Annotated in this window: 6 protein-coding genes; 2 read left to right on the forward strand and 4 right to left on the reverse strand. The window is 74.0% G+C overall.

What is annotated here, in order from left to right; all coding sequences use genetic code 11:
- Nucleotides 1–29: 29 nt before the first annotated feature.
- Both ACIA6A_RS20180 and ACIA6A_RS20185 read right to left on the reverse strand, forming a co-directional pair.
- Nucleotides 30–3179, reverse strand: a complete 3150-nt coding sequence (locus tag ACIA6A_RS20180; RefSeq protein ID WP_396099242.1) for an FtsX-like permease family protein — start codon at nt 3177–3179, stop codon at nt 30–32.
- Between the two features lie 56 nt (nt 3180–3235).
- Nucleotides 3236–7639 carry a glycoside hydrolase family 2 TIM barrel-domain containing protein gene (locus ACIA6A_RS20185; protein ID WP_396099243.1) on the reverse strand — a complete coding sequence of 1468 codons (4404 nt, stop codon included), beginning with the start codon at nt 7637–7639 and terminating at the stop codon, nt 3236–3238.
- A gap of 63 nt (nt 7640–7702) precedes the next feature.
- Here ACIA6A_RS20185 and ACIA6A_RS20190 point away from each other — a divergent pair, with 63 nt between their 5' ends.
- Complete coding sequence (locus ACIA6A_RS20190) at nt 7703–9073, forward strand: S28 family serine protease (protein ID WP_396099244.1); 1371 nt, start codon at nt 7703–7705, stop codon at nt 9071–9073.
- Between the two features lie 94 nt (nt 9074–9167).
- Nucleotides 9168–9491: a hypothetical protein gene (locus ACIA6A_RS20195; protein WP_396099245.1), complete on the forward strand. Its 324-nt coding sequence runs from the start codon at nt 9168–9170 to the stop codon at nt 9489–9491.
- A gap of 93 nt (nt 9492–9584) precedes the next feature.
- Here ACIA6A_RS20195 and ACIA6A_RS20200 read toward each other — a convergent pair whose 3' ends face one another.
- Together ACIA6A_RS20200 and ACIA6A_RS20205 are read right to left on the reverse strand one after the other, a co-directional pair.
- Nucleotides 9585–12677 (reverse strand): S8 family serine peptidase, encoded by a 3093-nt coding sequence (locus tag ACIA6A_RS20200; protein WP_396099246.1) that lies wholly within the window; start codon nt 12675–12677, stop codon nt 9585–9587.
- A gap of 128 nt (nt 12678–12805) precedes the next feature.
- Nucleotides 12806–13309 carry a hypothetical protein gene (locus tag ACIA6A_RS20205; protein WP_396099247.1) on the reverse strand — a complete coding sequence of 168 codons (504 nt, stop codon included), beginning with the start codon at nt 13307–13309 and terminating at the stop codon, nt 12806–12808.
- Nucleotides 13310–13311 lie beyond the last annotated feature (2 nt).

A 13311-nucleotide genomic window follows, 5' to 3' on the forward strand; every position in this document is an offset into this window, starting at 1 on the left:
GCCCGCTCCGGCGCACGGCAGCCGGGCCGTCAGCGGTCCGCGCCCATGTGCAGGCGGGCACCGGCGAGGCGGCGGGGCAGGGCGGCTCCGGCGGCGGCGCTGAGGGCGAGCGCCAGGACCAGCAGCAGCCCGGCCGTGCCGAGCGCGGCCCACCAGTCGACCACCAGGGACGCCGGCGGGACCGGGCGGGCCGCCAGCGGGGTGAGCACGAGCGGCGGCGCCATCGCCGCGGTCACCGCGACGCCGGCGGCCAGGCCGGTGAGCACGCCGACACCGGCCAGGAAGGCCTGTTCGGTGAGCAGCGCCCGGGCCAGGACGCCGGGGCCCGCGCCGAGGGTGTGCAGCACGGCGAGTTCCCCGATCCGGCGCCGGGTGGTGGTGCGGACGTCGACCAGGACGCCCGCGGCGGCGAGCAGGAGGGCGCCGAGGGCCGCGACGGTCAGGGCGGTGCGGCCGCCCAGGCCGTACGCCTCGGTGACGGACCGGGCCGCGACGTCCCGGCGGTCGAGCACCCGCAGGCCGCCGAGCCGGGCCGCGGCGTCCGCCGCCCGGACGTGCGCGCCGTCGCCCACCGTCATCCACCATTCCCGCGCCGGGCGGGTCCGGCCCTCCTGCTGCCACAGGTACGCGCGCAGCGTCGGCAGGTCCACCAGGGCCGCCGCCGGGTCGTCGGTGCCGGGCACCGCGACGATCGACCCCACCGGGTGTACGGGCACCCGGGCCCCGCCGATCCGCAGCGTGACCGGAGCGTCCCCAGTGATCCGCAGCGCCCGCCGTGCCCGCGGGGTCAGCACCACGGGCACGGCGGCGACCCGGGCCGGGCGCACCACCGCGAACCGGGTGGGCCCGGTGTGCGCGCCCAGGACGGTGACCCGCACGACGCCGGAGGCACCGTCGGTGGTGCCGGTGTTCGCCGTCGGCCCGGCCGTGCCCCAGGCGCCGTCGGTCCGTACGGGCACCCCGTCCACGGCGAGGCCGGACAGCTCCCAGCCGACCGTGGCGCCGAACGCGGCGTCACCGGACACCTGGAACCCGGCGAGGCGCAGCGGCCCGCCGCCGGCCGGCAGCACACCGGTGAACGCACCGGTGGACAGCGCGACGTATTCCTCGGAGCCGGCCGGGTCGAACAGCACCGCGGTCACCGTGACCGGCCCGTCGACGCCGGTCGTGGTGATCCGGCCGGTCAGCCGGGCCCCGGCCGGCAGGCCGACGAGCGGCTCCGGCACCCGCCCGGAGGTCAGCGCCCGGGCGAGACCGGTGGCGCCCCCGGCGTACAGGTCGTCGCGGACCCGGACGGTGTCCCCGGCGGCGGTGCCGTCCAGCGCGACGAGCTCCACCGACGCGGCCGCCGCCTCGGTCTGCACGCTGTCCCGCCGGACCGGGACGACCGGGCCGGCCCCGGGCAGCCCGGCGAGGTCCCGGGCCCGCCCGGGCGGGGCGGTGCCGCCGGCCTCCGTGAGCCGCAGGTCGGCGCCGACGGTGTGGTCCACCTGATCGGTGACCGAGCGCCGCCCGGTCGCGGCGACGCTCCACGCGACCGTGCCGGCGGCGACCGCGAGCGCGAGCAGCAGCACCGGCCCGGCGTGCGGGCGACGGCCGGCCTGCCACAGGCCCAGCATCGACGGGAACCGGGTCCCGCGGCCGAGCACCCGGGCGGTCAGCCGGACGGTGGGAGCCAGCAACCGGGCGGCGAGCGCGGCACCGGCCACGATGCCCAGACAGGGGGCGGCGGCCAGCAACGGGTCGACGCCGAGCCCACCGGCGCCGTCGACCAGCGGCGACGAGAACCGCCGCAGCTGCACGCAGGCCAGTACCGCGAGCACGATCAGCAGCAGGTCCACCCCGGCGCGCTGGACGAGGGGCCGCCGGTCCGGGCGCGACACCACGGCCATCTCGCTCACGTAGGTGCCACCGCGCAGCACCGGCAGCACGACCGCGAGCGCGCACCCGGCGGCCGCGAGCCCGGCGACCAGCCACAGCAGCGGGCCGGGCGCGAGGCCACCGGCTGCGAGGCCACCGGTTGCGAGGCCATCGGGGGCGCCCAGCCCGGCCCACCCGCGCGTGGCGGCCGCGCGGAGCGCCCAGGCCACGGCCGGGGGTGCCAGCACCGCGCCCGGCAGGACCAGCGCGACGGCCTCCACCGCGGCGAGCGCGGCGAGCTGACCGGCGGTGGCACCGCGGGCGCGCAGCAGGGCGGACTCGGCGCGCCGGTGCTCGGTGAGCAGCACGGCCACGAGCAGCAGCGCCAGGCCGCCGAGCACGCCGACGATCAGCACCGGGGTGACCAGTGTGGACCGCCCGACCAGGTCGGCCCGGTCGAGCACACCGGCGAGCTGTTCGACGCCGCTGTCCACGTCACCGGAGCGGCCCAGCCCGGTCGCGGCCGGCAGCGCGGCGCGCTCGGCGGCGACGGCGGCGGCCGCCCGCCGTAGCCCGGCCAGGTCCGCGCCGCGCAGGTCGAGAGCGGCGAGCCAGGCGGCGGACGCGCGCGCCGAGAAGTCGCGGGTGAAGTCGGCGCGGTCCACGACCAGCGGCCCGTACGTGGCCGAGCCCGCCGCGACACCGGTGGTGACGTCCGGGACGAGCCGCCAGTACGGGTCGGCGACGTCGCGGGGCCGCCACACCCCGCTCACCTCGAGCTCGGTGCCCCGGCCGGACACCCGGTCGGTGAGCGGGACCCGGTCGCCGGTGGACAGGCCCAGCACCCCGGCGGCACCGGCGGCCACCGCGGTGCGCACCGGTGCCGCGCCCGGGCGCGGCCAGGCCCCGGAGACCAGGTCGGCGTGCGCGGGCAGGTCGTCGAGCAGGGCCACGGACGCGTACACCAGGCCACCCTGGTCCGGTACGGCGTCCCCGGTGTCACCGGCCAGCGACCGGCCCGACGCGTACGCGGCACCGGACACCGCCACCGGCACACCGCCCAGCCCGCCGTCGAACCGGGCCCGGACCGCGTCGTCGCGGCTCGCGAAACCCGGAGGGTCGTCCCCGGCCGGACCGCGCACCAGCACCGACGTGCGCTCCGGCGCGGCCGCGGCCAGGGTCGCGGCGGCGCCCGCCGCCACGACCTGCCGGCTGTACCCGGCGAGCCCGGTCAGCAGCAGGGTGGCCAGCAGCGCCAGCGCGCCGGCCGCGGCCAGCAGGGCACGTGCCGCGGACGCCCGCCGGAGCACCAGTCTCATGCCCGGCAGGCTACCGCCGCTCAGCCACCGACTCAGCCACATGCGAGGCCACCGGCTCAGCCACAGGCGAGGCGCGCCGCCGCCCAGTCCGCGTGGTCGTTGCCGTTGCCGTCGCCCGCGTCGGTGACCCGCAGCTCGAGCGTGCCGGCGCCGGTGACGTCCACGTCGAGGCGCTGGGCCGGATCCGCGCCGGTGAGCCGGCCGGTGGCGGTGACCCGGGTGCCGTCGAGCCGGACCTCGAACGTGACCGAGCCGCCGCCGCCCGTCTCGTCGTCGACGCCGACGTCGGCCCGCAGCCGCGTGCAGGCGCCGTCGAGCGGCACCTCGACGGTGGACGCGGCGTGCACCCCGAGGCCCTTCGGGTACGTGACGTCGCCGATCGTCAGCGGGTTGCCGTCGGTGGCGCCCTGTTCACCGTTGCTGCGGTCCTTCTCCGCCGGGCCCCACCCGTTGGCGCGATCGGTGTACGGACGGTCGCTCAGCCACCCGTACCCGTCGGGCAGGGGTGCACCGGTGGTGGCCGTCGCGGTGGTCGTGGTGCCGAACCCGGCGGGGGTCGTGGTGACGGCGGTGGCCGTGAACGGGTACGTGCCGATGTCGGTGTCCGCGGGTGCCGTCACCGTGAACGTGGCGGTCTCCGTGCCGGCGACCGCCCCGAGGTCGGCCGTGGCCGGTTCGATCGTCCAGCCCTGGGGCCCCTGCAGACGTACCGAAGCGGCGGTCAGACCCTGCGCACAGCGCGACCGGACCGCGACCTCGACCGGCTCCGGGCTGCCGGGTTCGATCCGGCCGTCGGTCACGACGGTGACCTCCGGCGGGCAGGGCGCCGGGACGTCGGCGTCGGGTACGCCACCGCGGGCCGCCTCCGCCCGGGTCAGCGGCCGCAGCACCAGCTCCTGCCGGTGGGGCGTGGTCGGCGACACGCGGAACGGAGCGAGCACGGAGTTCGGCGTCTCGCCCATCCCGGTCTCCCCCGCCTCGGCGTGCAGCGTCACCCAGTCCTTGTTGCGCACCAGCGGCAGCTGATGGTCGTACTCGGCGCGGTCGAGGTTGTCGTACGCGGTGACGCTGACGTCGTTCATGCCCCCGACCAGCAGCCCGGCCCGGCCGTCGGTGAGCGCGGCCCAGCGCGTGTCGGTGTGGTTGCCGTTGGCCTGCGGGCGGGAGTAGCGCACGTACTGCTGGTCGACGGTGCTCGTGTAGACGCCCATCGGCGCGCCGCTCCTGCGGTCGTTGTAGGACTCGTTCGGCCCCCGGCCGTAGTAGGCGAAGCGCCGCAGCTCGGCGGGCACCCGCAGCGAGACACCGAGCCGGGGCAGGTAGGGCAGCGGGGCCGCCCGGGGCACGACGTCCTGGACCAGGGTGACCGTGCCCCGGCGGTCGACCCGGTAGGTGATCGTCTGCTGGAACGAGATGCCCTTGCCGGTGGCGGTGGTGTCGGCGGCCACCACGACCGCGTCGGCCTCGGTACGGGTGCGCACCCCGGTGACGGTGGTGGTGAGGGCGTCGAGGCCGGTCTCGTGCCAGATCCGCCGGTCGTCGGTCCCCCAGTCGTACGTCTCGTTGCTGGTCGGCGGGCGGTACACGTCGAGCTGGGGGCCGCCGCGCAGCAGCTCGCGCCCGCCGGAGCGCATCGACGCGAGGGTGCCGTTGTCGAAGCGGTAGGTGAAGTCCTGGCCGGACACCGTGACGGTGTCCCCGCTCGTGGTGAGCCGGGGCGCCCCGGTCGTGGGCAGCGGCAGCACGCCCGGCACGGCCCGGCCGCCGACCGGGAACTGGTCGTAGCCGACCACCCGACCGGTCCGGTCGACCGCCTCCACGTTCAGGAAGCGCTCGCGGTCATCCGGGTTGTCCGGCTGCCGGGCGATCCGCACCGCCTGCGTGGCGCCGGGCCGCAACCTGACCTTGCCGTCACCGGTACGCAGCGTCCGGCCCTGCTCCTTGATCGACCACCGCAGCGTCACGTCGAACGTGCCGGCCTGCTGCTCGTTGGTGGCCCGGACGACGTCGTCGTCGTAGGTGAACCGGACCGGGGCCTGCGCCCACGCCATCTCCGCGGTCTCCGGCTGCACGTAGCGGTCCGAGCCGACCAGGCCGTCGGTGCCGGACAGGCTGATGCCGAGGCTGAGGAAGTCGCCCGCGCGCGCTGTCGTGTCGAAGTCCAGCGCCAGCACCGGCTCGGCCCCGCTGAGGATCCGGACGTCGTCGACCAGGCCCCGGCCCAGCCGGACGTTGCCCAGGTCGTTGTCCTGCTGGGTGTCGGCGTTGCGCCCCACGTTGACCTCGAACAGCCCGGCGTCGACCGGTCCGCTGCGTGCGGTGGTGGCGACCTCGGTGCCGTCGATGCTCAGCCGCAGCGCACCACCGTCGTAGACGCCGGTGACGCGGTGCCAGGTGCCGTACCAGTCGGCGGGGACGTCCGCCGCGGCCGTGACCCAGCCGCCGATGCCGGCACCGAACTCCAGGGTGTCCCGGTCGCGCATCTGCAGCGCGTACCCGCGGCCCTTGGTGACGATCGGGAAGCTGCCGGCCCACTCCCCCGGGCGTACCCACGCGTCGAGCGTGAACGGCCCGGTCAGGTCCAGGCGCGGATCACGGAACACGTCGACGAAATCGTCGAGGCTGGACAGCTTCACCGCTCGGCCGCGACGGCCCGCCACCAGCTCCGGCTTCCCGACGAAGAACGCCTGGATGCCGTTCGCCGTGTCGGGCGTGGTGATCAGCGGCTGGCGCAGGTTCTGCTCCGCCCAGTCCCAGATGAAACCGCCCTGCATCTGCGGATACCTGCGGGCCAGGGCCCAGAACTGGGCGAAATTGCCCAGGCCGTTGCCCATCGCGTGCGCATACTCACCCATGACGATGGGCTTGCCGCTGCTCAGCGTACGGGCTTCCAGCCGCGCCGGCGTCGGATAGCGCGGCCCGTCCACGTCGGCGAACGGCGCGTCCCCGTCCGGGCTGTTCGACTGGTGATACAGCAGCCGGGTCGGTTCGTTCGCGTCGGCCCACGCGGCCATCGCGTAGTGCGCGGCACCGAGCCCGGCCTCGTTGCCGGTGTCCCAGAAGATGACGCTCGGATGGTTCTTGTCCCGCTCGACCATCGCCCGGAACCGGTCGGCGAACGCGGCCTGCCACTCCGGACGGTCGGCCAGGCAGTTCGACGGGCAGCTCTCGTGACTGTGCGTCTCGATGTCCACCTCGTCGTCGACCCACAGGCCGTACCGGTCGGCGAGGTCGTAGAAGTACGGGTCCGACGGGTAGTGCGCGGTCCGTACGGCGTTGAGGTGCAGTTTCTTCATGAGCTGGACGTCGCGCCGCTGCGCCGCCCGGGTCACGTGCCGGCCGGTGTCCGGATCGGTCTCGGCGCGGTTCGTGCCCTTGATGAGGATCCGTTTCCCGTCGACGAGGATCTGCCGGTCCCGCACCTCGACATCACGGAACCCGACCGGCTGCGACGTGGTGTGCACCGCCCGCCCGCGCTTGTCGAGCAGCTCCAGCACGAGCGTGTACAGGTTGGGTTCCTCGGCGCTCCACCGGGCGGGCTCCGCCACCGCCACGGTGAGGTCCGGCGTGCCGGAGCCGGTCGCCTTCACCTGGCGGTTCCGGTCCAGCAGGGTGCCGCGCACGGTGAAGTCACCGGGCGCGCCGGCGATGTCCACCGTGGCGTTCAGGGTGTCGCCGTGCGTCGTGACGGCGACGTCGCGCAGCCGGGTCTGCCCGGTGCGATAGAGCCGGACGTCGCGGAAGATGCCGCTGTAGCGCCACTGGTCGACGTCCTCGAGGTAGGCGCCGCTGCCCCACCGGTGCACCTGCACGGCGATCCGGTTGCGGCCGGGCCGCAGCCGCGCGGTGACGTCGAACTCGGCCGGGGTGTAACCGCCCTGGTCGTACCCGACGTAGGCGCCGTTGACCCACACCAGGTAGTTGCTGGTCACGCCCTCGAAGCGCAGGAAGACCCGGTCGCCGGTCCAGTCCCGCGGCAGGTCGAGGTCCTTGAGGTACGCGCCGGTCGGGTTGACGTCGCGGGGCACCCGCGGCGGGTCGTCCGGCGAGATGTCCGACGGGATGTTGCGGAACATCGGGTGGTCCACGAAGTCCGACTGCCAGGTGTGCGGCACGGTCGCCGCCGGCCACCGCGACGCGTCGAACCCGTCGCCGTGGAACGCGGCGGGCACGTCGTCCGGCCGGTCGAAGATCTTCAGCCGCCACCGCCCGTTCAGCGAGCGCACGTTCGGGTTGGGCGCGTCGTGAGCGGTCACATCGGCCGCGGCGGCCCGGACGCTGTCGTACGGCCACAGATCGGCGTGCGGTTCCTCCTGCCCCTCGCCGGTCAGTTGCGGATCCTCCAGGTAGCGGTACACATCGGCCACCGACTGCGGCCCCGCCTCCTGGGCCCGGGCCCGGGCCGGTACCGGACCGGGCACCACGAGGAGCAGGGCGAGCGCAACCACGGCGAGACGCATGTATCGAACACAATCAATGCGGATGTCTTCTGTCAACCCGGCGTGATCGAGTAACGTCGGTGCGTGCGCCTACGCTTGATCGTCTCGCTCGCCGCCGTGCTGACCCTCGTCTCGCCGACCGTCGCGCACGCCGCGGCGGACGAGCTGGCCGAACAGCTCGCCGCGATCCCCGGGCTGAGCATCGTCTCCGAGACCCCCACCACCGGGGCCCGGTTCTTCGTGCTGAGCTACCGCCAGCCCGCCGACCACCGCCGGCCGGGCGGGGAGACCTTCGAGCAGCGCCTCACCCTGCTGCACCGCTCCAGCACCGCGCCGGTCGTCCTCGCCACCGGAGGGTACGGCCTCGCGGCCACGCCCCGGCCGGCGCAGACCGAACCGACCGCGCTGCTCGCCGCCAACCAGGTCTCCGTCGAACACCGCTTCTTCACCCCGTCGCGCCCGGCGCCGGCCGACTGGTCCGACCTGACCATCTGGCAGGAGGCCACCGACGAGCACCGCATCGTGCAGGCACTGAAGAGCGTCTACTCCGGGAAATGGATCCAGACCGGAGCGAGCAAGGGCGGCATGACCTCGGTCTACCACCGGCGCTTCTACCCGCGCGACGTCGACGGTGTCATCGCCTACGTGGCCCCGAACGACCCGCTCAACGCCGAGGACAGCGGCTACGACCGGTTCTTCGCCACCGTGGCCGACGCGTCCTGCCGTACGGCGCTCGAGAACGTCCAGGCCGAGGCGCTGCGCCGGCGCGACCGGCTCGTGCCCCGGCTCGAGGCCGCCGCGACCGCCGCCGGCCGCACGTTCACCCGGACGCTGGGCAGCGCGGACCGCTCGTTCGAGATGACCGTCCTGGACACCGCATGGACGTTCTGGCAGTACTCCTCGGTCGCCGACTGCGCCACCGTGCCGGCGACCACGGCCACCGACACCGAGCTCTACGACTGGATCGACGCCGTGGTGGGCTGGTCGTTCTACTCCGACCAGGGCCTCGAGTACTACTGGCCGTACTACTACGCCGCGCAGACCCAGCTCGGCTGGCCCGACCTGCGCTTCGCCCACCTGCGCGGCCTGCGCGCCTACCCGGGCCTGTACCACCCGCGCAACACGCTGCCGGCCGAGCTGCGCAGGCCCCACAACCCGGTGCCGATGCTCGACGTCGACCTGTGGGTGCGGACCCTGGCCCCCACGATGATGTTCGTCTACGGCGAGAACGACCCGTGGAGCGCCGAGAAGTTCACCCCGAGCACACTGGACTCGCACGTGTTCGTCGCCCCGGGGGCCAACCACGGCGCGAACATCGCCCGCCTCACCCCACCCGACGCCGCCGCCGCGACCGCCACCCTGCGCCGCTGGGCCGGCGTCCCCGCCGCCACCACCACGGCACGGACCGCCACCACCCTGCCCCTCGACGACATGCTCCCCGACCGTCGCCGCTAACGCCGCCGGCCCCGGGCCTTCAGGCGGCGTTCGCGCCGGTTGCCGGGCAGCAGCGTCCGGGGCTCGGCCCACCCGCTGCGGGTCGGTGTCCCGGGTGCGCAGCCGGGGCGGGACCGCGACGTCGAAGCGGTGCCAGCAGCCCACCAGCGGGATGAGCAGCACCAGCAGGACGCTGAGCAGGACCAGCGACATGCCGGTCCACCACAGCCACATCGCGTCGCTGTCCTCGATCCGCAGCACCGCCAGCAGCAGCGACGCCACGCACCCCACGATCACCGCCAGGACGGTCACCAGCCAGGCCCGGTCCCGCCAGCGGACCCGGCTGGCCCGCCACGGCCCGCGCCACCACCCCGGCAGGTGGAGCGCGAGGTGGACCAGGGTGGCCGCCAGCACGATCACCGTGCACCAGAAACCCTGATCGCTGTACGTCATGGTGCCGCCGAGGATATCGGCCCCTCGCAACGCGAAGAGCCCCCCACCGGCGGTGAGGGGCTCTTGGTGCGCTGACGGTCTACTTCACCGCTACGGGTACGAGCTGCGCCTCGTCCCTGCTGCGGTTGTCCGGGCTGACGACCAGGAAGCCCTTGGCCGGCGTCCGGGCGAACTCGGCCTTGTCCACGGTCACCTTCTGGCTCACCGTGCGGCCCGGGGCCACCTCGGTGAACAGGCCGGTGCTCAGGGCCGGGGTGAAGGCGTTGAACGAGGCCGTACCCGCGATCGTGTCGTTCTTCAGGTCCACGACGCCGAAGCTGGCCGCGTGGTAGGTGAACCGCGGGTTGTCCGCCGACAGGCAGGGCGAGCCGGGCTGGCACAGCTGCGAGATCAGCACCGGCAGCACCAGCGTGCTGCTGTCGAACGGCGCGTCGGCGAAGAACTCGAGGGTGCCCTCGCCGGTGCGCAGGTCGAAGACGGCCGTGACCAGTTCACCGGTCATGTCGCCGGTGGTGAGCAGGCCGTAGTCGATGCCCACGACGTCGTAGTCGTCGGTCCCGTCGCCGTTGACGTCGACGTAGATGTCGAACTCGTTGCGGGCCGGGTTGGACAGCCGGTTGTGGGTGCCGACGGCGAACGCGACGGCGTTGCCGGCGGGCAGGCTCTGCACCCCGACGGCGCGCAGGTCGGCCGCGTCCTTGTCGGCGTCGCGCGGGTCGCTGAGGCCCCAGGCGTAGAAGTCCGCCCCGCCGGTGACGACGCCGCCGCGGTTGGTGGTGACCGCGGTGGCGGTGCCCTTGCGCTTCAGGGCGGCCGTGTCGATCCTGGTGCTGATCTTCGACACCGACTGCGGGACGAGGTAGTACGGCACTCGCAGGGCCACGCCCGCGTTGGACTTCGCCACCGGGGTGAACGTGACCAGGCCGGAGACGTCCTGGAACGCGCTGGAGTCGCCGGCGGTCCGTGCCGGGACGCTCAGCGTCACGGCGACCTCGGTCTCGCCACGGCCCGGGACGGTCACCCGGTTCTTCTGCAGCTTCGCCCGGTGCGGGCTGCCGGCCGTGTTCGCGACCGCGACGGTGAACGTGGCGGCGCTGCGGCCCAGGTTCTTGACCTTGATGACCTTACGCTTCGTGAAGTCGCGCTCCAGCTCGGTGAAGCCGTAGTTCAGCGTTGCCGTGTTCGCGTCGCCCAGCGCGATGACCTGGGTGTCCACCGCGCCCGGGGCCTGGATCAGGCCGGCGCCGTCGAGCCGCGTGCTGTACCCGGCGATCTTGCCCGGATCGGCGGTGTTGACGATGGCCGCCTTCCAGTAGGCGGTCTTGCGCCAGTCCGGGTGCGCCTGCTTGACGAGTGCGGCCTGACCGGCGGTGTGCGGGGCGGCCATCGAGGTGCCGGACATGGCGACCGCACCGTTGCCGGAGCCGGAACCGGCCGAGAAGATGCTGACACCGGGCGCGGTGACGTCCGGCTTGAGCCAGCTGTCGCCGGTGCGCGGGCCACCGGAGGAGAAGCTCGCGGTGCCGGTGTACACCGGGTTCACCAGGGACTTGTTGGTCAGCGTCGTGGTGGAACCGTCGGCCGCGACCACCGCGGCGGCGTCGGTGGACTTCACCCCGAGGAACGGGATGGTGACGTTCGCCGGCTCGCCGGTGTCCGGGTTGCTGGTGATCGGTCCCTCGTACGGCGGGAACGACGGCGCGTTGTTGATCATCAGTACCGCGGCGGCGCCGGCCTCCTGGCCGTAGACCGCCTTCGCGACCCGGCCGCAGGTGCCCCGGGCGACGACCACGAGGGCGCCGGTCACCCCGGGCTGGGCGAACTCCGCGGTGCTGCAGCCCAGCGCGACCCCGCCGGCGCCGTTGGACAGCACCTTGACCGGCAGCGTGGTGCCGTCGGCGAACGTCGCGCCGTTGGCGTTGATGGCGTCCAGCGTGGTGCCGGTGCCGAACGCCAGGCTCGCGCCCGGGAACGACGGGGTGGGGTCGTTGGCGGCGACGCTGATGACCCCGTTGCCGGTCGACGGGCTGCCCACGATGTACGGCGCGGCACCGGAGTTGCCGGCCGAGGCGACCACGATCACGCCGGCCCTGGCCGCGTTGTCCGAGGCCACCGACTCGGGCGCGTCCTTGGTGCCGAACGGCGAACCGAGCGACATGTTGATGACGTCCATGTCGTTCGCGACGGCCCAGTCGATCGCGTCGACGGTCATGTCCGTCGAGCCCTCACAGCCGAAGACGCGTACGGCGTACAGGTCGGCCCTGGGGGCGGCGCCGGGACCGACCAGCCAGGAGTTGGCGGCGACGGTCTTGTTGTCGTACGCGCCGGTGTAGGTCTTACCGTTGGCCAGTACGCCGAAACCGGCGGTGGTGCCGGCGACGTGCGAACCGTGGCCCCCGCAGTCGAGCGGGTTGCTGTCCGGGTGCGGCACCGGCTGGTAGTCGGCGCTGGCCGGGTCGGCGTTGTAGCTGTCGCCGACCAGGTCGATGCCGCCCTTGACCTTCGGTGCACGGGCCCCGAACAGGGCCGGGTCGGCCGGCTCGGTCTCGGTGGCATGGGCCTTGGCGTAGGCCGCGGTGGTGCCCGGCCCGCCGAAGTCGGCGTGCGTGTAGTCGATGCCGGTGTCGATGACGGCGACCTTGATGCCCTCGCCGCGCACCTTGTCCGGCGCGTTCCAGACCGCCGGCGCCCCGATCATCGGCACGCCGTTGGTGTTGTCCGGCCGGACCGTCTGCACGGTGTGCACGGCGACGACGTCGGGCGCGGCCGCGAGCGTGCCGAGCTGGCGCGCGTTGATCCGCACCTTCACGCCGTTGTACGCGTGCTGGTACGTCCCGAGCACGGTGCCGCCGAGCTGCTTCGCCTTCGTGACGACCGGCGCCTGTTGTCTGCCGAGCTGGTCGCGGCGCTGGCGCTTCTGCGTGGTGGACAGCGGCTGCGCGGCGGCGGCGTCGGTCACCGCCACCGGGTCGCCACCGAGCTCGACCATCACGGTGACCGGCTCGTTCCTCATCCCGGCCGGCAGGTTGCGGATCTTCGACCCGGCCGGGACCGGCTCGAAGCCCGCCCGCGTGCCGGGCGCGGCGGCGGCACCCGAGGAGGTGCTCACCAGACCCATCGCGGTCAGAAGAATGCCGACACCGGCTATCCGGTAGGACTGTGCTGCACCCACGGGGCAAGGCCTCCTCGATGTCACCTGTCGATCTGCAAAAGGAGTCTGCACCTGATTCTGTTACCGGCGCTATCCCTTGAGGACACCATGTTTGACCACTGAAAACATGCGCAATGACGCATTAGCCTTCAGTTCCCCCCGCCCGTGTCCGGAATGATCACGGCATAGAGGGAGGTGACCTCGGAACGGTCGCCGGTGATGTCGATGTCGATCTGACCGGCGGGCAGCATGGTCAGACCGTCCACCCCGTCACGTCCCCCGTCACACGAGAAGTTCCCGCTGAGCAGAGCGTCGCCGGACGCGCCGGTCCGCGCGCTGCGTACCGCGTACTCCAGGACGACGTCCGGGTTCGTCGCGGCGCAGGCGACCTCGAGCCGGTACAGCACGCCCTCGCGGGCCTGGCCCTCGAAGCTCGTCCCGCTCTTCCCGGCCGCGTAGACCTCGCGCACCAGTTCGCCCTCCACCGTGGCCGGCGGGCTCACCTGGACCACCGGGGTGGCGGAGACGCTGGGCGCGGCGGGCGGCGTGGTCACCGCGTCCACGCTGGGCGCCGGCGCCGGGGTGGATTCGCTGGTGCAACCAGCCGTGAGCAGGGCACAGAGGAGGAGGGCCGTCCGGCCTGACCTGAGCATCC

Origin of the sequence: Actinoplanes sp. NPDC051494, assembly GCF_044454705.1 — a bacterium.
Taxonomy (GTDB): Bacteria; Actinomycetota; Actinomycetes; order Mycobacteriales; family Micromonosporaceae; genus Actinoplanes.